We start from the raw sequence: 21,050 nt of genomic DNA on the forward strand, positions 1-21,050 counted from the left end.
CGCTAATGCGAGGTGTTTTTTATGACTGTAACCAATCTTTATGTAGCTGATTAGGCGACCCAAGATAGTCCACCATCCACTGGATCAATTTATGATTATCATCTTTGCGCCATACTAAGCAGCAGTGACTGAGCGGTTTATCATCCGGCATGACCTTCTCCACCAGTACACCATCATTGATTAAGGGTGTTGCAATATGACGTGGCATGTAACCCACGCCCACCCCATTTTTTAAACATTCAATCGCACTATACCAATTGGGCAATAATAATCGGCGCTGTTGCGGATAATGGCCAGTATGGCGTTTTGGCAGCACGTTCGAAGTATCATCAAGACAGATCGCCGGAAATTGACTCACAAACTCTTCAGTAAGCACTTGTTGTCGAACGCAAGGATGAGCGGGTGACATTACAAATGCCCAATCTAATACGCCCATATCTTTGACTTCAAAATCCCCACCAACGGGAACCGCAGACGTGGCTCCAACGACTATATCGGCTCGTCCTTGTGCTATAGCCTCCCAAGAACCATTGAAGACCTCCATATTGATCTGCAATTCAGCAAATTCAAACTCGCGATAAAAATCTTCCACCAAAGGTTTGAGTTTTTCTAACTTCACCACGTTATCCAAGGTCAGCTTTAACGTGCTTTTCCATCCTTGAGCCGCTCGCCGCGTTTGTGCTTTCACCTCTTCCATTTGACGCAGCAAAGAGCGCGCCTCGGCCATAAAAAGTTCACCCGCTGGAGTTAGCTCGACTTTCCTTGGTAAACGTCGAAACAGCACCACATCTAAATCTTGCTCGACCTGCCTTACTCCATAGCTGATGGCTGAGGGGACTTTATGCAATACCTCAGCCGCAGCGGTGAAACTGCCTAAACGGGCAACCGTATCCAGCATTTCCAAAGACGCTTTAGAGAACATGATTTAACCTTTCAAAAAATTTGATTGATAACCAACAATTTTAGCGTTTTATTTTCTCAAAATCGAAAAATAGAATAATAAGGTAAATAAATCAGGGTTGGCGCCAACTGATGTTGATTAAAAAATGATTAAATAATTTGACTGGTTGAATCATGAAAATCTCAAAACTACAGCTCATTTATCTGGCAGCATTATCGATGCTTGGCTTCGTTGCTACCGATATGTATCTGCCAGCATTCAAAGCGATGGAAATCGACTTTGCAACAGGCCCTGAGCAAATTGCGCTCTCTTTAACGGTATTCCTCGTTGGTATGGCGATTGGCCAACTAATGTGGGGATTGGCATCCGATAAATTTGGCCATCGTAATACACTCGCAGCCGGGTTGGTGCTATTTACTATCGCGTCATTCGGTTTGGCTTTCTGTGATCAAGTATGGCAACTACTCACACTGCGCTTTATCCAAGCTATCGGTGTGTGTGCACCAGCCGTGATCTGGCAGGCTATGGTCATTAAGCGCTACTCAAGCAGTAGCCAACAAATTTTTGCGACAATCATGCCACTCGTCGCGCTATCACCAGCACTAGCACCTCAATTAGGGGTTGTGTTGGCAGATAACTTCGGCTGGCACAGTATCTTTATTACGCTAACACTAGTTGGCGTCTTTTTGGTCTTTGCGACCATGGCACAAAAAGACGAGAAAGCAGAAATCAAACAAACCAGTATGTCTGCCGACATCAAAGCGCTGCTGAGTTCTAAAAAATACCTTGGCAACGTGTTTATGTTTGCGACGGCTTCAGCTGCATTCTTTGCTTACCTAACTGGGATGCCAGAAATCATGGCGCAACTGGGCTACGAAGCAAAAGATATTGGTTTGAGCTTTATCCCACAAACCATCGCGTTTATGGCTGGTGGCTACTTAGGTAAAGTAGGCGTTCGAAAATTTGGTGATGAAAAGGTTCTGCGCCAACTGATTGGCCTATTTAGTGTCGCGGCATTAATGATTTTCATTGCTTCACAGTGGGAGCTGTCATCGATTTGGCCTATTCTTGCGCCATTCTGTTTGATTGCCGTTGCTAACGGCGCACTGTACCCAATCGTGGTAAACCGTGCACTGGCCAGCGCACAACAGAGCCCTGCAACAGCAGCAGGTTTGCAAAACAGCCTGCAAATCTGTGTAAGTAGCTTCTCAAGTGCATTGGTAGCCGCAATGGCAAGCCAAGCTCAGATGGTTACTGGCATCGCAATCATCATCTGTATGGGTGGGCTGTGGATGGGATACATTCTGTCGAATCGCGAATTATCCAAGCACTTTACGACTCCTGACAACGCCCGAGTCGTGAGTGAAGACGAACTTTAATCGTTCAGATAATAAAAAGAGCCGCGCAATGCGGCTCTTTCTGTTTATAAGCTTTTCAACCCCCATTTCTTGGCAGTCTGCTTAAAAAAGCCTTGAGTCTTTTTCAACTCTACCCAGTGATTGATGTAATTAATCCATACTTGATCGTCTTGCGGCAACAACATAGCAATTGGGGTTGGTTTACGCGGTGCGGTCACTGGCACTATCGCCAACTGTTTAAACTTATCCACCAACGTCGCTGCTTCCACATTGGACGTCACGGATACATCGGCCCTGCGAGCTAGTAGTTCTTGGAAGTCGCGCGCTGGCGCTTCAATAACAATATGCTGAGCAGACGGGAAGAACTCTTTCACCATTTTTTCTTGTACCGTACCTAACGTCGCTGCGACTTTTACTTCTGGTTTATTAAAATCCGCCCAATCAGAAAATTTGGCGAGATCTTTCTTTTGCACCACAGGTACAAAGGCAAGGTAGAAATACGGCTGGCTGTATCCAGCTACTTTCGCGCGCGACATGTTCAGAGATGCGCTGCCAGTAATATCGTATTTGTTGGCGGTAATGCCATTAACTAGCGTCTTCCAATCCGTGGGCACATACTCCACTTTTACACCGAGATCTTTAGCAAGTTCTGTTGTTACATCGATATCGAAGCCACGATAACTGTTTGTCGCGGGGTCTTTCATCGTCATCGGATTCCAATCTCCCGTCGTTCCAACTCGGAGTACGCCATTGTCTAAAATGGATTGAAGACGGCTTTCAGCGTGAGCGACTTGAGTCACAGCAAGCAAACACATTCCTAGCACTAGTAAAATCTTTCTCATTTTTATTCCCTTAAAAATAATGACCTTATACGGTTTAATAATTAACCTTTATTAGAGCTCTACTGATAACATAGCAGCAACAAAGGAAGTTTTTTAGTTAATTCAGGGAGTAAATGTGACGTTTCGAACTCTATGGCTATTTTCATTGCTATTACTCACTGGTTGTTCAGATTATCAATGGGGCTGGTATGTACTTGACCCTTCGACGGATCAAGGGCTCACCAATCTAAAGTTTTTAATCGCTGGGTTTAATGACACCATTCAGGTATCACTCCTCAGTATGTTATTTGCGATGAGCTTGGGCCTGATCGTTGCGTTACCCGCTCTGTCGGACTCTGCCTCTCTGAAGTGGATAAACCGTATTTATGTCGAGGTGATCCGTTCAGTGCCAGTTTTAGTCTTACTACTTTGGGTGTATTACGGCATGCCTACGCTATTGGATGTCTCACTCAATCACTTTTGGGCGGGTGTTATTGCACTGACTATCGCTGAGAGTGCGTTTATGGCGGAAGTGTTTCGCGGTGGGATACAAGCTATCAGCCGTGGCCAGCATGAAGCAGCTGAGTCTTTGGGCTTAAGCTATTGGCAAAAGATGCGCTTGGTAATTCTTCCCCAAGCGTTTCGACAAATCCTCCCTCCACTGGGCAATCAATTTGTCTACATTCTCAAGATGAGTTCTTTAGTCAGCGTGATTGGTTTAAGCGATCTCACTCGCCGTGCTAATGAGCTGGTGGTGAATGAGTACTTACCCCTAGAAATTTATACCTTCCTCGTTTTGGAGTACTTGTTGCTCATCCTATTTGTATCTCAAGCCGTTCGTTGGCTCGAAAAACGTATTGCTATTCCTAGCTACTAACGATGAAGCCAGAGCTAGAAACAACAAAGCCGCTCTTGTTGAGCGGCTTTGACAGTATAGCGATAGAGTGAGTGCAGGTAATGTTTATTTCTGTTTTACAGGACGCTGCCAGCCAGTAATTTTGCGCTCTTTGACGCGAGTAATTACTAACTCACCTTCTTCAACATCTTTTGTTAGTGTCGTGCCTGCACCGATGGTTGCGCCATCAGCGATAGTGACAGGCGCCACCAGCTGGCTATCAGAACCAACAAAAACATCATTACCGATGATGGTTTTAAACTTGTTCGCACCATCGTAGTTACAAGTGATAGTACCTGCACCGATGTTAGTACGTTGGCCGATCTCTGCATCACCTAAGTAAGTTAGGTGGTTCGCTTTTGAACCTTCTCCGATGCGCGCATTTTTCACTTCAACGAAGTTACCCACATGGGAATCGTTACGCATTTCAGCACCAGGACGAAGGCGAGTAAATGGACCAACCGTACATTCTTCACCAACCGTTGCACCTTCAATCACACTGTAAGGGCGAATGATGGTGTTGTCGTCGATTTCACAATCTTTCAGTACACAACCCGCACCGATAACCACGTTATCACCCAGTGAAACTTTACCTTCGATGATAACATTCACGTCGATTTCACAGTCCATACCGCACTGTAACTCACCACGCAAATCAAAGCGTGCTGGATCGCGTAGCATGACACCTTGCTCTAGTAGTTTCTGAGCTTGCATTGACTGGAAAGCACGCTCTAGACGAGCAAGCTGTGCGCGGTCATTGACCCCTTCCACCTCAATGGCATTGACTGGGTGTACTGCCTCAACGGCACGACCTTCATCGTGTGCAGCTGCAATAACGTCAGTTAGGTAGTATTCGCCTTGTGCGTTGTTGTTGTTTAAGCCAGACAACCAACGCTTAAGATCCCCACCAGTCGCAACCATCACGCCAGTGTTGATCTCTTTAATTTGTTTTTGTTCTTCTGTTGCATCTTTTTGTTCAACGATCGCAACAACAGGACCATTCTTACGGATAATACGACCGTAGCCTGTCGGGTTATCTAGAATCACTGTTAGTAGCGCAATACCGCCTGTTGGCTGTGCATCTAATAGGTTTTCAATCGTTTCAGCTGAAATCAGTGGAACATCACCGTAAAGCACCAGTACTTTTTCATCGTCTTCAAACTTCGGAGACGCTTGATCAACCGCATGACCTGTACCTAGTTGCTCCGCTTGCAGTACCCAGTTTACAGGCTCTTCTGCTAGCGTTTGCTGCATTTGATCACCACCGTGACCATATACTAAGTGGATGTTTTGTGCGCCAAGACCTGTACATGTATCAATCACATGTTTTGCCATTGGCTTCCCTGCCAAAGTGTGTAGCACTTTAGGCATGTTTGAATACATACGGGTACCTTTACCCGCAGCAAGGATCACAGCACTGAATTTCATTAATAACCTATTGACGTTCTATTTTAATTGGGCGTTATTTTAAACACCTTGGAAGGATTAGTTAATGGTGGGATGTAAATTTCCAACTAAAATTAATCAAAAAGGCGACCAATTGGCCGCCTTTTTTCATGCAACGTTGCTAATTGAGCTTAGCGACGCTTTTTTGTCAGCTCGATAACTCGTAGCTGAGCAATGGCTTTAGCCAGTTCACTGGCCGCTTGTGCGAAGTCCATGTCACCATGCTGATTCTGGATTTGCTCCTCAGCGCGGCGTTTGGCTTCTTCTGCCTTCGCTGCGTCTAGCTCTTCACCACGGATAGCTGTATCAGCTAGTACAGTCGCTGTACCAGGCTGAATCTCTACCATACCACCAGAAACATAAATAATTTCTTCGTGGCCGTGCTGTTTCACAATACGCACCATACCAGGCTTGATAGCGGTCAGCAGCGGTGTGTGACCATGGAAAATACCAAGTTCACCTTCGCTACCGGTCACCTGAAACGTTTCAACACGACCAGAGAAGATTTTCTTCTCAGCGCTTACTACGTCTAGGTGAAAGGTTATTGCTGCCATATCGCCTCCTAGTTAGCCTTATAGCTTCTTCGCATTCTCAATAGCATCGTCGATGCTACCGCAGTACATAAATGCCTGCTCAGGAATGTCGTCGTATTCACCAGCTAGTAGGCCTTTAAAGCCACGTAGAGTCTCTTTTAGAGGTACGTAAATACCAGGGTCACCTGTAAATACTTCTGCTACGTGGTAAGGCTGAGTTAGGAAACGCTCAATCTTACGTGCACGAGATACAACTTGCTTATCTTCTTCAGATAGCTCGTCCATACCTAGGATAGCAATGATATCTTTCAGCTCTTTGTAGCGCTGAAGAGTCTGCTGAACACCACGAGCAACTTCGTAGTGATCTTGACCAACGACTAGTGGATCAAGCATACGAGATGTTGAATCTAGCGGGTCGATCGCAGGGTATAGACCCATTGCAGCGATGTTACGGTTAAGTACAACCGTTGCATCCAAGTGCGCGAACGTTGTTGCTGGAGACGGGTCAGTCAAGTCATCCGCTGGTACGTATACCGCCTGTACAGACGTGATAGAACCTGATTTCGTTGACGTGATACGCTCCTGGAGTACACCCATCTCTTCTGCAAGAGTTGGCTGGTAACCTACCGCAGAAGGCATACGACCTAGTAGTGCTGATACCTCTGTACCTGCAAGTGTGTAACGGTAGATGTTATCAATGAACAGTAGTACGTCACGACCTTCGTCACGGAAACGCTCTGCCATTGTTAGACCAGTCAGTGCAACACGTAGACGGTTACCTGGTGGCTCGTTCATCTGACCGTAAACCATCGCTACTTTTGATTCTTCAGGCTTCTCAACGTTTACAACGCCCGCTTCCTGCATCTCGTAGTAGAAATCGTTACCTTCACGAGTACGCTCACCAACACCAGCAAATACTGATAGACCTGAGTGCTGTAGTGCGATGTTGTTGATAAGTTCCATCATGTTAACGGTCTTACCGACACCTGCACCACCGAATAGACCGATTTTACCACCCTTAGCGAATGGACAAATTAGGTCGATTACTTTAACGCCCGTTTCTAGAAGTGCAATTTCGTTTGATTGCTCTTCGTAGCTTGGTGCACTACGGTGGATAGAGTAAACCTCTTCCGCACCCACTTCACCACGCTCGTCAATCGCGTCACCTAGGACGTTCATGATACGACCTAGAGTTTTAGTACCTACTGGTACTGAAATTGGAGCGCCAGTGTTAACCACTTCTACTCCACGACGTAAACCATCAGAGCTACCCATTACGATACAACGAACTACGCCACCGCCTAGCTGTTGTTGAACTTCAAGAACTAGACGCTCTTTTGAGTCCGTTACGTTTAGAGCGTCATATACACTAGGTACATTGCTCTGTGGGAACTCTACGTCGACTACCGCACCGATGATCTGTACGATCTTACCTGTAGCCATCGTTAATCCTCTAAACTATTTCGTTTTACCTAAGCTTAAACCGCAGCTGCACCACCAACGATTTCTGATAGTTCTTGTGTAATCGCAGCCTGACGGGCTTTGTTGTACACAAGTTCCAAATCGTCAATCAAACTGGTTGCGTTATCCGTTGCAGCCTTCATCGCAATCATTCGAGCCGCTTGCTCACAAGCAAGGTTCTCAACCACACCTTGGTATACCTGAGACTCTACGTAACGCACTAATAGCGTATCCAGTAGAGGTTTTGGTTCAGGCTCATAGATGTAGTCCCATGAATGCTCACGCTGCATCTCTTCGCTGTCCGATTTAGGCAAAGGTAGCAATTGATCGATCGTTGGTTGCTGAACCATAGTATTTACAAACTTGTTGAATACTACATATAGACGGTCCAGTTCACCTTCATCGTATTTCTTCAGCATTACGCCAACAGAGCCGATTAGGTCTTGTAGGCTTGGATTATCTCCAAGACCAGAAACCTGTGCCGCAACTTTTGCGCCACCATGTTTAAAGAAAGCTGTTGCTTTTGAGCCAACAACGGCTAGCTCAATCTCAGCACCTTTCTCTCTCCATGCTTGCATGTCTGTAACGGCTTTTTTGAACACGTTAATGTTCAAACCACCACACAGACCACGGTCTGTCGAAACGATGATGTAACCAACACGTTTAGCTTCACGCTCTTCTAGGTACGGATGACGGTACTCTAGGTTTGCGTTAGCCACATGACCGATCACTTTACGCATTGTTTCAGCGTATGGACGAGAAGCTTCCATTGCATCTTGAGAACGACGCATTTTTGAAGCTGCTACCATTTCCATCGCTTTCGTAATTTTCTGAGTGCTTTTAACACTACCGATTTTATTACGTATCTCTTTTGCGCCGGCCATCGTTACTCTCCGTTAGTTGGTGGCAGAAACTGCCACCGACCTAATTACCAAGTTTGGGTTGCTTTGAAGTCGTCAGTCAGTTTCTTCAACTGAGCTTCGATTTCATCGTTGTAAGCGCCAGACTTGTCGATCTCAGCTGCTAGTTCAGCGTATTGACCGCGAGCGTACGATAGTAGAGCCGCCTCGAAATCTAGAACTTTGTTAAGTTCTACATCATCAAGGTAACCGCGCTCTGCCGCGAAGATAGTTAGAGCTTGGTCAAATACAGACATTGGAGCGTACTGCTTCTGCTTCATTAGTTCTGTAACTTTTTGACCATGGTCTAACTGTTTCTTCGTTGCGTCATCAAGGTCAGAAGAGAACTGAGCAAATGCCGCTAGTTCACGGTATGCAGCTAGTGCTGTACGGATACCACCTGATAGTTTCTTGATGATTTTCGTCTGAGCTGAACCACCTACACGAGATACTGAGATACCAGGGTCAACAGCAGGACGAACACCAGCGTTGAATAGCTCAGTTTGTAGGAAGATCTGACCATCGGTAATCGAGATTACGTTAGTCGGTACGAATGCTGAAACGTCACCTGCTTGAGTTTCGATGATAGGAAGAGCAGTCAAAGAACCAGTCTTACCTTTCACTTCACCGTTAGTGAAACGCTCTACGTACTCTTCGTTTACACGAGCTGCACGCTCTAGTAGACGCGAGTGTAAGTAGAATACGTCACCTGGGAATGCCTCACGGCCTGGTGGACGTTTAAGTAGTAGAGAGATCTGACGGTAAGCTACCGCTTGCTTAGATAGATCATCGTAAACAATCAGTGCGTCTTCACCGCGATCGCGGAAGTATTCACCCATCGCACAACCTGCGTAAGGCGCTAGGTATTGAAGCGCTGCAGATTCAGAAGCTGATGCAACTACAACGATAGTATTTTGTAGTGCGCCGTGCTCTTCTAGTTTGCGAACAACGTTAGCGATAGTCGATGCTTTCTGACCGATTGCTACGTAGATAGAGAAAATACCAGAGTCTTTCTGGTTGATGATCGCGTCGATCGCCAGTGCTGTTTTACCAATCTGACGGTCACCGATGATAAGCTCACGCTGACCACGACCGATTGGGATCATTGAGTCAACTGACTTATAACCAGTTTGCACAGGTTGGTCTACCGATTTACGGTCGATTACACCTGGTGCGATCACTTCTACAGGCGAAGTCATTTTCGCTTCGATTGGACCTTTACCATCGATAGGCTCACCCAGCGTGTTTACTACGCGGCCTAGTAGTTCTGGACCAACTGGCACTTCAAGAATGCGGCCAGTACCTGTAACTTTCATGCCTTCCTTAAGGTCAGCATATGGGCCCATTACAACCGCACCAACCGAGTCACGCTCAAGGTTAAGTGCCAGTGCATAACGGCCACCCGGTAATTCAATCATTTCACCTTGCATCACGTCCGCTAGGCCGTGGATGCGGATGATACCATCGCTTACCGATACGATAGTACCCTCGTTGCGAGCTTCACTAACAACTTCGAAAGATTCGATACGTTGTTTGATCAGATCGCTAATTTCCGTGGAATTAAGTTGCATGCTCCAATCCCCATTAAGACTGCAATGCATCGCTCAGGCGGTTCAAACGACCACGCGCTGAGTCATCGATGACTAGGTCTCCGGCTCGAATAATAACCCCACCAAGTAGGGTCTCATCTACACTGCAATTCAGCTTCACTTTGCGTTCAAGACGCTTTTCAAGTTTGCTGCCAATGTTTGCAAGTTGTTCATCAGAAAGCTCTGTTGCTGAAATAACTTCAACATCAATTTCTTTCTCATGTTCTTTTTTCAGAGTAAAAAACTCCGTGCAAACATCAGGAAGGGCCGCTAAACGACCATTCTCAGCCATTACCTTCAAAAGGTTTTGACCGTGCGCATCAACTTGTTCGCCGCAAACTGCAACAAAAATTTCTGCCATTTTGTCAGCAGAAACCGAACCCGTTAGTAGTTCGTTCATTTGTTCGTTTTTGGCCACTTCAGCAGCAAAAGATAACATTTGGCCCCATTGGTCCAACTGGTCTTTCTCTAAAGCAAAGTCGAAGGCTGCTTTAGCATAGGGGCGTGCGATAGTAGTCAAATCAGACATATGCGCCCCCAGACTTAAAGTTTTGCAGTAATGTTGTCGAGAATATCTTTTTGCGCATCTTTATCGATAGAACGCTCAAGGATTTTCTCAGCACCAGCTACAGCCAGAGTAGCAACTTGTTTGCGCAGCTCATCGCGTGCACGATTGCGTTCAGCTTCAAGTTCTGCTTCTGCTTGCGCTAGGATTTTCTGGCGTTCTGCCTGAGCTTCCTCGCGAGCTTCATCAAGAATTTGAGACTTACGCTTGTTCGCTTGTTCGATGATCTCAGTTGCTGTGCGCTTCGCTTCTTTCAATTGATCAGAAGCGTTGGCTTGTGCTAGATCCAAGTCTTTCGCAGCACGTTCTGCTGCTTGAAGACCATCAGCAATTTTCTTCTGACGCTCTTCGATCGCTTGCATCAATGGTGGCCATACATACTTCATGCAGAACCACACAAATAGTGCGAACGAGATTGCTTGACCTAGCAGAGTTGCGTTTATGTTCACAACAGCTACCCCTCTATTTGGACTTAGTGTTAATCAGTGACAAGCGATAATCGCCCGTCCCGAGTTAAAGGTGATTAACCTAGTTGACCAACGAATGGGTTTGCGAAAGTGAATAGTAGCGCGATTACGATACCGATCATTGGAACCGCATCAAGTAGACCCGCGATGATGAACATCTTAACTTGTAGCATAGGAGCCATTTCTGGTTGACGTGCAGCACCTTCTAGGAATTTACCACCTAGCAGTGCGAAACCAATCGCTGTACCAAGAGAAGCAAGACCGACGATAATACCTACGGCGATTGCAGAAAAGCTCAGTAAAGTTTCCATTACTATCTCCAATTTATAGTTGTTGGCTTAGTGCCCAAATAAAAAGCTTTAAAAAATTAATGATCAGGATCTTCGTGTGCCATTGACAGGTAAACAATTGTCAACATCATGAATACGAAGGCTTGAATCGTAATAACCAAGATATGGAAGATTGCCCACGGTAGTGAACCCATCCATTGTAAGTACCATGGTAGCATTGCCGCACAAAGAATGAATACAACCTCACCCGCGAACATGTTACCGAATAGACGCATACCAAGTGATAGAGGTTTCGCTAATAGCGATACCACTTCAATTAGTAGGTTAAACGGAATCATCAGTGGGTGATTGAATGGATGTAGTGCAAGTTCTTTTGCGAATCCACCTAGACCTTTTACTTTGATGCTGTAGTAAATCATCAATGCAAAAACGCCTAGAGCCATAGCCATGGTGATATTCACATCAGCAGACGGTACAACCTTAAGGTAAGGAATACCTAGCCAATGCTCTGCTGGGTATGGTAAGAAGTCGATAGGAACTAAGTCCATCACGTTCATCAAAAATACCCAACAAAAGATAGTCAGTGCTAAAGGCGCGATCAGTGGGTTGCGTCCATGGAACGTGTCTTTGACGTTATCGGCGACAAATTCAACGATCATTTCTACAGCACACTGAAGCTTACCCGGTACACCCGCTGTTGTTCTCTTTGCTACTTTGTAAAAAATTCCGAGGAAAATTAAACCAGTAAACCAAGAAAAAAACAGGCTATCGATATGTACGTTCCAGAAACTTGTCTCCGACCCTACTAAACCCAACTTGTATAGCGATAGGTTAGAAAGGTGGTGGGCAATGTAACCGGACGATGTTAGCGCTTCACCTGGCGCAGCCATAACTCATCCTATTTTTTGTTGTTAATGAATAGCACTGGTGCACAGATATTAATACCTAGTACCAGCAAATAGGTTAGTTTGAGGGGAACAAGTTCCACCTGCATATACATGTAGGCAACATAGAACAGTGCAACCGTGATGAGAATTTTCAGTACTTCACCCGTATAGAAGGAAGCAGCGATGCGCTTGGCAGCGCGAGCTCCACTAAACATGAAAGCACACAGCGCGAATACTGCATTGGCAACAACAAAAATGCCTCCGCCAATCAGCGCTGAAAATCCCCAGTCAGGATTTATGGCTACCGCCATTCCTGCTGCCACAAAAATAACCGCGCCAGACTGGATCATTAACAATTGCCTTGCGAGCTCTCGTCCTGGTCTAGCTAACGCAGCTACCATGTATTCGTACCTCTAGTAATATCCACTTCGCACTTAACTCTCTGTGCTGGGAAATTGGCGAAAATTATACGTTCAGTTCAACGTAAAGCAATTCGATTGCATCAAAAACTTACAGTTTTGTTTACAAAACGACAACTTTCGCACAAAATTCGATTAATTAGATTAATTGACCTAAATCAATTATCTCATCTAGGCCTCAAGCTTGGCAATTAGTTGGTCCAATTTGTGAGGCTCATCAAGACTTATCGTCAATTTCGCTTTTCCGTTTGCAGAACGGGTAAGAGAAACTTTTGCATCAAGCAGCTGACTCAATTTATGCGACATTTGCTCGGCTTCGGTATCCTCTTGTTGCCCTTTTTGCTCATTTTGTGGGGCTAAGCACTTTTTTACTAACTGTTCGGTTTGGCGAACAGTCATTTGCTTCTTAGCCACTTGTTGAGCTACTTCGACTTGCTGTTCGCCTTCTAACGCTAACAGAGCTCGAGCATGACCCATTTCCAATTTTTTATCTGCAACCAGACCTTTTACATCAACTTCCAACTGATTCAGACGTAATAGGTTACTCACCGTCGTTCTTGATTTACCAATCACATCGGCCACTTGCTGATGTGTCAGCGTGAATTCATCTTGTAGACGTTCAAGCGCTTGGGCTTCCTCAATCACATTCAAGTCTTCACGTTGAATGTTTTCAATCAACGCCATGGCGATGGCGGCACGATCTTCAACTTTTTTCACCAAACACGGCACGCGTTTTAAACCCGCCTGCCTTGCAGCACGCCAGCGGCGCTCACCTGCGATGATCTCAAACTGACCATTTTCGACCTGGCGAACCACGATTGGTTGAATAATGCCTTGTGATTGAATCGAAGCCGCTAGTTCTTCTAGCGCTTCAGGCGCCATATCTTTACGCGGTTGGTATACGCCCGGCTGCAATTGACCAATCGCTAAATCGGTTAACTCACCGTCTGCCGATAATTCTTGGCTATGCGATGCAATATGCTGTTTTTCACGAGCAAACGAACTGGTCGACAATAACGCATCCAGTCCTTTTCCGAGACCACGCTTAGACATGGGATTGAATTCCTTAGGTTAGAGTTAAACTGGGATTTCTTCGCGGCGGAGCATTTCGCCCGCTAGAGCAAGATACGCTTTGGCACCTGCGGAGTACTTATCGTAGTACATTGCTGGCTTACCGTGACTTGGCGCTTCAGCCAAACGAACATTACGCGGAATGACAGTACGGTAAACTTTATTCCCAAAGTGTTTTTTAAGTTGATCGGATACTTCATTCGATAAGCGGTTGCGTGGGTCGTACATGGTACGCAATAAACCTTCGATTTTTAGGTTTTCATTCACAACAGCCGCTAACTTGCTGATTGTATCCATAAGAGCAGTTAAACCTTCTAACGCAAAGTATTCACATTGCATCGGCACCAGCACAGAGTCAGCTGCCGCCATCGCATTGATTGTAAGAAGGTTTAGAGAAGGAGGACAATCAATAAAGATGAAATCATAGTTATCGCGAACTGACGACAATGCATTTTTTAGACGCACTTCACGAGCGAAAACTTCCATCAATTTGATTTCTGCCGCGGTTACGTCTCCGTTCGCCGCGATCAAATCATACTTCCCTGTTGTTTGGGTACAAACGACTTGATCGAACGGTGTATCTTCAACCAAAAGATCGTATGCGGTGGCGTCGACCATATACTTATCCACGCCACTGGCCATCGTAGCATTGCCTTGCGGGTCGAGATCGATCACCAAAACCTTGCGCTTTGTTGCCGCCATCGAAGCCGCTAAGTTAATGCACGTTGTTGTTTTGCCGACCCCACCTTTCTGGTTGGCGATTGCTACAATTTTACCCACGATTACCTCGCTAATTTTCCTTGCGCGATAAGATTACTAGATGACGATCACCTTCCAACTCAGGAACAGCCAAAGATATGATCTCTGTCACACTGCACCATTCAGGAAGCTGATCCATTTCATCTTTAGGGTGCTGTCCTTTCAGCGCTAGAAACACCCCGTGCTCTTGTTTCGGCAAATGGTGGCACCATTCCACCATGTCTATCATTGAAGCAAAAGCTCGACTCAAAACGCCATCAAATTTTTCTTCAGGTTGGAATTCTTCGACACGACTTTGAATTGGTGTCACGTTTTTCAGCCCTAATGTGTGCACAACTTGCTTGATAAAACGGATGCGTTTGCCAAGACTGTCGAGCAAAAAGAAGGTTTTCTCAGGGTTCATGATTGCCAAAGGGATGCCCGGTAACCCCGGACCAGTACCAACATCAATGAAGCGCTCACCGGGCAGGTGTGCGCTTACAACGATACTATCAAGAATATGTTTCACTAACATATCAAGCGGATCACGTACCGATGTTAAATTGTACGCTTTGTTCCATTTGTCGAGCAGTTCGACATAACCAACTAACTGCTCTCGTTGCTGTTCTGACACTTCCAAATCGGTTTTCGCGATCAGTGAATCCAGCTTTGTTCGCAATGCGCTCATTATTCTTCCTCACCTTTCTTCAGCAAACCATGCTTTTTCAAGTGAACAAGTAGAATAGAAATTGCAGCAGGCGTAATACCAGAAATGCGTGATGCAATACCGATGCTCTCTGGTTTGGCCTCGCTCAGTTTAGCAACGACTTCGTTTGATAAACCTTTTACATCGCGGTAATCCAAATCAGCAGGTAACTTGGTATTTTCGTGACGCAGTGATTTTTCGATCTCTTCCTGCTGACGCTTGATGTAACCATCGTATTTCACTTGAATTTCAACTTGCTCAGCCGCTTGCTGATCTTCAAGAGCAGGAGCAAACGCTTCAAGTTGCGTCAGTTGCGAATAAGTGATCTCTGGACGACGCAGAAGATCCTCACCACTCGCTTCACGGGCCATTGGGGTTTTCAGCAGCTTGTTCAACTCATCAACACCCTCTGACTTCGGATTCATCCACGTTGCTTTCAAACGCTGACGCTCCGTTTCCATATTGTTGATTTTCTCGTTAAAGCGAGCCCAACGAACATCATCAATCAAGCCTAGCTCGCGCGCTTTTTCCGTTAAACGTAAATCGGCGTTATCTTCACGAAGTAGCAGGCGGTATTCCGCACGAGAAGTGAACATGCGGTACGGCTCTTTGGTACCCATGGTCGATAAGTCATCAATCAACACGCCCATGTAAGCTTGGTCACGACGTGGGCTCCAGCCTTCTTTGTCTTGGCTAAACAAGCTTGCGTTTAGGCCCGCCATCAAGCCTTGCGCTGCGGCTTCTTCGTAGCCAGTCGTACCATTAATCTGGCCAGCAAAGAACAAACCATGGATGAACTTCGTCTCGTACGTTTGCTTCAAATCACGTGGATCGAAGAAATCGTATTCAATCGCATAACCTGGGCGAACGATGTGTGCATTTTCAAACCCTTTCATTGAGCGCACGATTTGTACTTGCACATCAAATGGCAAGCTGGTCGAGATACCATTAGGGTATAACTCGTGCGTGGTTAGGCCTTCTGGCTCAATGAAGATTTGGTGGCTGTTTTTGTCAGCGAAACGCATCACTTTGTCTTCAATAGACGGACAGTAACGAGGACCAATACCTTCAATCACACCTGCGTACATTGGACTGCGATCCAAGTTACTGCGGATCACATCGTGAGTTTGTTCATTGGTGTGGGTGATGAAACATGGAATCTGACGCGGATGCTGTTCACGTTTGCCCATGAACGAGAATACAGGCGTTGGGTTATCACCGTGCTGAGCTTCTAGCACTGAAAAATCAACAGTACGAGCATCAATGCGCGGTGGAGTACCTGTTTTTAAACGATCCACACGGAACGGCAGTTCACGCAGTCGATCCGCTAATGCGATCGATGGTGGATCCCCGGCACGACCACCAGACGAGCTTTCCATACCTATGTGGATCTTACCACCAAGGAAGGTACCCACGGTTAGCACAACGGCTTTCGCATGGAAGCGAAGTCCCATTTGAGTTACCACACCAACTGCGCGATCTTGTTCAACAATCAGATCATCAACTGATTGCTGGAACAACGTTAAGTTAGGCGCATTTTCTAATGCATTACGAACGTACGCTTTGTACAGAGCGCGATCGGCTTGAGCTCGAGTTGCTCGTACTGCAGGACCTTTGGAGGCATTTAGTGTACGAAACTGAATACCTGCATGGTCGATGGCTTCAGCCATCAAACCGCCCATAGCATCTACTTCTTTTACTAAGTGACCTTTACCAATACCACCGATCGCCGGATTACAAGACATCTGGCCTAATGTATCGATGTTATGGGTAAGGAGAAGCGTTTTTTGTCCTGTGCGTGCAGATGCGAGCGCGGCTTCCGTTCCTGCGTGTCCGCCACCGACAACAATGACGTCAAAGTTTTCGTGATAAAGCATGAACTGACCTCAGGTATTCAAAGGGATTTAATGGACAGATAAAGGAGCCGTATTTTACCTGCTTTATGCCAGAGAGAAAAACGTTTTCTCGTTTTATCCGTTTTAAGCTTCAAGATAAATATATATAAGATCTATATATATGATCTTTTATTAGATCTATTATTAGGATCGACCGTTTCTGTGGATAACCTAAAAATGATCAACAAGATCATGGATCTTCTTTGGATCATATCTTGTGATCATGATTGGATCAGATCGAGGATTACCTGGGATCAAAAGTGGTGGTTATACACAGGGGGTGAAATTGATCAAAGTTGTTATTGGGATAACTAAAGGAAAATCACTGGATCTTATTGTAGTTATCCACAGTCTGTTTGGTTGGTTTTTGAGCGGTTAAACAAAATAATTTGGTGGGAGTTATTCACATGGGAGAAAACAGAGCCGAATTTCGACTCTGTTGAAGGGAAAGTCGTGAGTTTAAAAACGTTCGATATTCTCTTTTAACCACATCTCTGCGGCGTCTTCTGGTACATCATGGCTCAGTACATCGATTTTAAAGCAATCTGCGAGAGGGGTTGCACCAATATCCTCTAATAAATCATAAGCGTGTTGACCAGCGGCACAGAACGTATCGTAGCTAGAGTCACCAATCGCAATCACCGCAAATTTTACATCAGTCATTTTTGGCGGTGTATTTTGTAATGCTGCGATAAAAGGTTGGATATTATCAGGATACTCACCAGCTCCATGTGTAGAGGTGATCACCAACCACGTACCTTGATTTTCGATATCACTGAGGGAAGGCTGGTTGTGGATCGTTGTTTCAAATCCATTCTCGTTGAGTAGATCACTCAGGTGATCCCCTACGTATTCTGCGCCACCTAACGTGCTGCCTGTAATAATGTGGATCATACTTCTTCCTTATTGAATGCGACGGCTAAAGCTCATGGATGGCTTGCCGTACAAAAAGAAACGCGGTGTGAGTTAAGCTCAGCACCGCGCGTTCGATTATTTACTTCCCGATACAGAATGAAGAGAAGATTCGTCCCAGTAAGTCGTCAGAACTGAACTCACCGGTAATCTCATTGAGATGTTGTTGGGTGATGCGTAGCTCTTCAGCCAATATTTCACCAGCCATATAGCCTTCAAGCTGCTCCTGGCCTATTTGAAGGTGCTGTGCGGCACGTTCTAATGCATCGAGATGACGACGACGAGCCATAAACCCACCTTCACTGTTGCCAGAGAAGCCCATACACTCCTTGAGATGATCGCGCAGAGCTTCAACCCCTGCACCAGTCTTCGCTGACAAACGGATAAGGGTAGGGTTATTGACGTGGCAGATCCCCATATCTTCACCCGTTTGATCCGCTTTATTACGGATCACAGTTATACCAATGTTGTCTGGTAGGCGATCCACAAAATCTGGCCAGATATCTTTCGGATCGGTGGCATCGGTTGTCGTGCCATCCACCATGAACAACACGCGGTCTGCTTGGGCTATTTCATCCCACGCGCGTTCGATACCGATTTTCTCTACTTCATCGGAAGCATCACGCAAACCTGCTGTATCAATGATGTGTAGTGGCATGCCATCAATATGGATATGCTCACGCAGTACATCACGCGTGGTTCCTGCGATGTCGGTTACGATTGCAGATTCTTTACCCGATAGCGCGTTCAGTAGGCTTGATTTGCCCGCATTTGGACGACCCGCAATCACGACTTTCATCCCTTCACGCATAATAGCGCCTTGGTTAGCTTCTTTGCGCACCGCATCTAGGTTGTCGATGATGGCTTGTAGGTCACCAGCCACTTTACCGTCGGCCAAAAAGTCGATCTCTTCTTCAGGGAAGTCGATGGCTGCTTCAACATAGATACGCAAATGAATCAGCGACTCAACTAAGGTATTAATGCGGCCTGAAAATGCGCCCTGTAAGGATTGCAGCGCCGATTTTGCTGCTTCTTCAGAACTGGCATCAATGAGGTCTGCAATCGCTTCGGCTTGAGCTAGGTCGAGTTTATCGTTCAGAAATGCGCGTTCAGAGAACTCACCAGGGCGAGCAGCTCGAATACCATCTATACCTAGAATGCGTTTTATCAGCATATCCATCACGACAGGGCCGCCATGGCCTTGCAGCTCAAGTACGTCTTCACCTGTAAATGAGTGCGGGTTAGGGAAGTACAGTGCGATGCCCTGATCAAGCACAGTGCCATCTTCTGACTTAAACGGCAGGTACTCTGCGTAGCGGGGCTTTAGTGTTTTGCCAGTGACTTCTAACGCCACTTGGTTGGCTTTAGGGCCAGAAACTCGAATAATACCGACACCGCCACGACCAGGCGCGGTCGCTTGAGCGACAATCGTATCTGTAGTCATAATTTTGCCTTTTGAGCTGGGCTATAGGGAAGATACCTAGGGAGCCATCACAATTAATTAGCTGAATTGTAATCAGCCAAAAACAAAAAGGCGACCTTTTGGCCGCCTTTCTCAATCATTTCCTAAAAGGTTACTTGCTGTGTAAGCCTTTTTTCTCTAATCCTTTGTAGATCAGAGTTTGCTGGATAAGCGTTACGATGTTTGACACCAACCAGTACAGAACGAGACCTGATGGGAAGAACAAGAAGAAGAAGGTAAACATAACCGGCATAAAGGTCATGATCTTCTGCTGCATTGGATCCGTTACTGTTGTCGGGCTCATCTTCTGGATTAGGAACATTGACGCACCCATCAGTAGAGGCAGGATGTAGTAAGGGTCCTGCGCTGAAAGGTCATGAATCCAACCGAAGAATGGAGAGTGACGTAGCTCAACCGATTCCATTAGTGCCCAGTAAAGCGCGATGAAGATAGGCATCTGTAGGATAAGAGGTAAACAGCCACCTAGTGGGTTCACTTTCTCTTTCTTGTACAGTTCCATCATTTCTTGGCTCATGCGCTGACGGTCATCACCGATACGCTCACGCATTGCTTGCAGCTTAGGCTGTAGCATGCGCATTTTCGCCATAGACGTGTATTGCGCTTTTGTTAGTGGGTACATTGCACCACGAACGATGAAGGTCAGACAGATGATTGCCACACCCCAGTTGCCAACAAAGCTCTGGATGAATGAAAGCAACATATGAAGAGGCTTCGCAATGAACCATAACCAGCCGTAGTCCACTACTAGGTCTAGGTTAGGTGCCACTTCTGCCATTTCATCTTGCAGTTTTGGACCAACCCAAAGTGTTGCTTCAAACTTAGCCTGATCGCCTGTTGCGATAGTTTTGTTCGGCATACGAACGCCGATGTCGCCGAGGTTGCCAATTACACGAGTGTATAGGTTAGTACCTGGTTCGTTACGTGGGATCCAAGCTGCGGCAAAGTAGTGCTGAATCATTGCTGCCCAACCTTGGCCATCGGCTAGGTTAAGAGACAGGTTGCGATCCTGCATATCATCAAAGCTGTACTTCTTGTAACGCGTATCTTCTGTTGAGTATGCGCCACCACGGTAAGTAGGCATTGTGATGCTACCACCATCGTCCATTAGGTTTTGACGTAGGTGAGCGTACATACCAAATGTTGCGTTGTTGCCTGAGTTGTTCACTACATCGTATTCAACATTAAGCGCGTAGCTGCCGCGTTTAAAGATGTAAGTTTTGGTGTATTCGATGCCGTTTGCAGTGAATGTCATCGGAACGCGAAGTTCATCTTGACCGTCAGCCATTGTGAAGCTGTCTGCACTTACGTTGTAGTGAGGGCGATTTGTGCTGCTCAAGTCGATACCTTGAGGGCCCACTAGACCGCTTTGAGCGATAAATTGGTGACCTTGAGCGTCTTTAAGCAGAACAAAGGAATCTGATGAATCTAACTCAGCAGAGTATTCGTTAAGGTTGGCATGTACCACATCGCCACCAACGGTGTCGATCGACAGAGTTAAAACATCAGTCGTTACTGTGATAGTTTTTGCAGAAGCTTGCTGTTGACCAGGAACTGGGTCAAGTTCATCAGCAAAAGATGGTGCAGGTAGAGTGCTGCTTGATTGAGCCTGTTCAACTGCTTGAGGTTCTGGATTCTTTGCAACTTGCCATTGTTGAAACAGCAAAAAAGAAACCAGGGCCAAACCGATGAGCAGGATATTACGTTGAGAATCCAT

General features: G+C 46.0%; 21 protein-coding genes. 2 read left to right on the top strand and 19 right to left on the bottom strand.

What is annotated here, in order from left to right:
• Nucleotides 1-19: 19 nt before the first annotated feature.
• Nucleotides 20-922 (bottom strand): DNA-binding transcriptional activator PunR, encoded by a 903-nt coding sequence (punR, locus tag R8N46_RS20115; RefSeq protein WP_017821565.1) that lies wholly within the window; start codon nucleotides 920-922, stop codon nucleotides 20-22.
• A 152-nt stretch (nucleotides 923-1,074) separates the two neighbouring features.
• Here punR and punC point away from each other — a divergent pair, with 152 nt between their 5' ends.
• Nucleotides 1,075-2,280 carry a purine nucleoside transporter PunC gene (gene punC / locus R8N46_RS20120; RefSeq protein WP_005378946.1) on the top strand — a complete coding sequence of 402 codons (1,206 nt, stop codon included), beginning with the start codon at nucleotides 1,075-1,077 and terminating at the stop codon, nucleotides 2,278-2,280.
• A 44-nt stretch (nucleotides 2,281-2,324) separates the two neighbouring features.
• Here the strand turns inward: punC and R8N46_RS20125 are convergent, their stop codons facing one another.
• Nucleotides 2,325-3,101: a transporter substrate-binding domain-containing protein gene (locus tag R8N46_RS20125; protein ID WP_017821564.1), complete on the bottom strand. Its 777-nt coding sequence runs from the start codon at nucleotides 3,099-3,101 to the stop codon at nucleotides 2,325-2,327.
• A 115-nt stretch (nucleotides 3,102-3,216) separates the two neighbouring features.
• Here R8N46_RS20125 and R8N46_RS20130 point away from each other — a divergent pair, with 115 nt between their 5' ends.
• The gene (locus R8N46_RS20130; protein ID WP_005383852.1) at nucleotides 3,217-3,957 is read left to right on the top strand and encodes an amino acid ABC transporter permease; all 741 of its coding nucleotides are present in this window, start codon (nucleotides 3,217-3,219) and stop codon (nucleotides 3,955-3,957) included.
• Between the two features lie 84 nt (nucleotides 3,958-4,041).
• Here the strand turns inward: R8N46_RS20130 and glmU are convergent, their stop codons facing one another.
• The 17 genes from glmU to yidC all read right to left on the bottom strand — a co-directional run bounded on the left by glmU (nucleotide 4,042) and on the right by yidC (nucleotide 21,050).
• Complete coding sequence (glmU, locus tag R8N46_RS20135) at nucleotides 4,042-5,403, bottom strand: bifunctional UDP-N-acetylglucosamine diphosphorylase/glucosamine-1-phosphate N-acetyltransferase GlmU (RefSeq protein WP_025768924.1); 1,362 nt, start codon at nucleotides 5,401-5,403, stop codon at nucleotides 4,042-4,044.
• A 149-nt stretch (nucleotides 5,404-5,552) separates the two neighbouring features.
• The gene (locus R8N46_RS20140) at nucleotides 5,553-5,975 is read right to left on the bottom strand and encodes a F0F1 ATP synthase subunit epsilon (protein ID WP_005378937.1); all 423 of its coding nucleotides are present in this window, start codon (nucleotides 5,973-5,975) and stop codon (nucleotides 5,553-5,555) included.
• A gap of 18 nt (nucleotides 5,976-5,993) precedes the next feature.
• Complete coding sequence (atpD, locus tag R8N46_RS20145) at nucleotides 5,994-7,397, bottom strand: F0F1 ATP synthase subunit beta (protein WP_005383849.1); 1,404 nt, start codon at nucleotides 7,395-7,397, stop codon at nucleotides 5,994-5,996.
• A 35-nt stretch (nucleotides 7,398-7,432) separates the two neighbouring features.
• Nucleotides 7,433-8,299 carry a F0F1 ATP synthase subunit gamma gene (gene atpG / locus R8N46_RS20150; RefSeq protein ID WP_005378932.1) on the bottom strand — a complete coding sequence of 289 codons (867 nt, stop codon included), beginning with the start codon at nucleotides 8,297-8,299 and terminating at the stop codon, nucleotides 7,433-7,435.
• Between the two features lie 44 nt (nucleotides 8,300-8,343).
• Nucleotides 8,344-9,885 (bottom strand): F0F1 ATP synthase subunit alpha, encoded by a 1,542-nt coding sequence (atpA, locus tag R8N46_RS20155; RefSeq protein ID WP_005378931.1) that lies wholly within the window; start codon nucleotides 9,883-9,885, stop codon nucleotides 8,344-8,346.
• 13 nt (nucleotides 9,886-9,898) lie between these two features.
• The gene (gene atpH, locus R8N46_RS20160; RefSeq protein ID WP_017635596.1) at nucleotides 9,899-10,432 is read right to left on the bottom strand and encodes a F0F1 ATP synthase subunit delta; all 534 of its coding nucleotides are present in this window, start codon (nucleotides 10,430-10,432) and stop codon (nucleotides 9,899-9,901) included.
• A 14-nt stretch (nucleotides 10,433-10,446) separates the two neighbouring features.
• Nucleotides 10,447-10,917: a F0F1 ATP synthase subunit B gene (gene atpF, locus R8N46_RS20165; protein ID WP_005378929.1), complete on the bottom strand. Its 471-nt coding sequence runs from the start codon at nucleotides 10,915-10,917 to the stop codon at nucleotides 10,447-10,449.
• A gap of 74 nt (nucleotides 10,918-10,991) precedes the next feature.
• Complete coding sequence (gene atpE, locus R8N46_RS20170) at nucleotides 10,992-11,246, bottom strand: F0F1 ATP synthase subunit C (RefSeq protein ID WP_002540812.1); 255 nt, start codon at nucleotides 11,244-11,246, stop codon at nucleotides 10,992-10,994.
• A gap of 56 nt (nucleotides 11,247-11,302) precedes the next feature.
• Nucleotides 11,303-12,115, bottom strand: coding sequence for a F0F1 ATP synthase subunit A (gene atpB / locus R8N46_RS20175; protein WP_005378922.1), 813 nt, complete (start codon nucleotides 12,113-12,115; stop codon nucleotides 11,303-11,305).
• An 8-nt stretch (nucleotides 12,116-12,123) separates the two neighbouring features.
• Nucleotides 12,124-12,513, bottom strand: a complete 390-nt coding sequence (locus R8N46_RS20180; protein ID WP_005378921.1) for a F0F1 ATP synthase subunit I — start codon at nucleotides 12,511-12,513, stop codon at nucleotides 12,124-12,126.
• Between the two features lie 189 nt (nucleotides 12,514-12,702).
• A complete protein-coding gene (locus R8N46_RS20185; protein WP_005383840.1) occupies nucleotides 12,703-13,584 on the bottom strand; it encodes a ParB/RepB/Spo0J family partition protein in 882 nt (293 codons plus the stop codon).
• 24 nt (nucleotides 13,585-13,608) lie between these two features.
• The gene (locus tag R8N46_RS20190; RefSeq protein WP_005383838.1) at nucleotides 13,609-14,382 is read right to left on the bottom strand and encodes a ParA family protein; all 774 of its coding nucleotides are present in this window, start codon (nucleotides 14,380-14,382) and stop codon (nucleotides 13,609-13,611) included.
• A gap of 10 nt (nucleotides 14,383-14,392) precedes the next feature.
• Nucleotides 14,393-15,028: a 16S rRNA (guanine(527)-N(7))-methyltransferase RsmG gene (rsmG, locus tag R8N46_RS20195; RefSeq protein ID WP_130546159.1), complete on the bottom strand. Its 636-nt coding sequence runs from the start codon at nucleotides 15,026-15,028 to the stop codon at nucleotides 14,393-14,395.
• Nucleotides 15,028-16,923 (bottom strand): tRNA uridine-5-carboxymethylaminomethyl(34) synthesis enzyme MnmG, encoded by a 1,896-nt coding sequence (gene mnmG, locus R8N46_RS20200; protein ID WP_005378901.1) that lies wholly within the window; start codon nucleotides 16,921-16,923, stop codon nucleotides 15,028-15,030. Before mnmG ends, rsmG begins: the two co-directional genes overlap by 1 nt.
• 477 nt (nucleotides 16,924-17,400) lie before the next feature.
• The gene (mioC, locus tag R8N46_RS20205) at nucleotides 17,401-17,835 is read right to left on the bottom strand and encodes an FMN-binding protein MioC (RefSeq protein WP_005378900.1); all 435 of its coding nucleotides are present in this window, start codon (nucleotides 17,833-17,835) and stop codon (nucleotides 17,401-17,403) included.
• A gap of 100 nt (nucleotides 17,836-17,935) precedes the next feature.
• Complete coding sequence (gene mnmE / locus R8N46_RS20210) at nucleotides 17,936-19,297, bottom strand: tRNA uridine-5-carboxymethylaminomethyl(34) synthesis GTPase MnmE (protein WP_005383836.1); 1,362 nt, start codon at nucleotides 19,295-19,297, stop codon at nucleotides 17,936-17,938.
• A 130-nt stretch (nucleotides 19,298-19,427) separates the two neighbouring features.
• Nucleotides 19,428-21,050 carry a membrane protein insertase YidC gene (yidC, locus tag R8N46_RS20215; protein ID WP_005383834.1) on the bottom strand — a complete coding sequence of 541 codons (1,623 nt, stop codon included), beginning with the start codon at nucleotides 21,048-21,050 and terminating at the stop codon, nucleotides 19,428-19,430.

Source organism: Vibrio sp. 1874 (genome assembly GCF_033344395.1).
GTDB classification, from domain to species: Bacteria; Pseudomonadota; Gammaproteobacteria; order Enterobacterales; family Vibrionaceae; genus Vibrio; species Vibrio alginolyticus.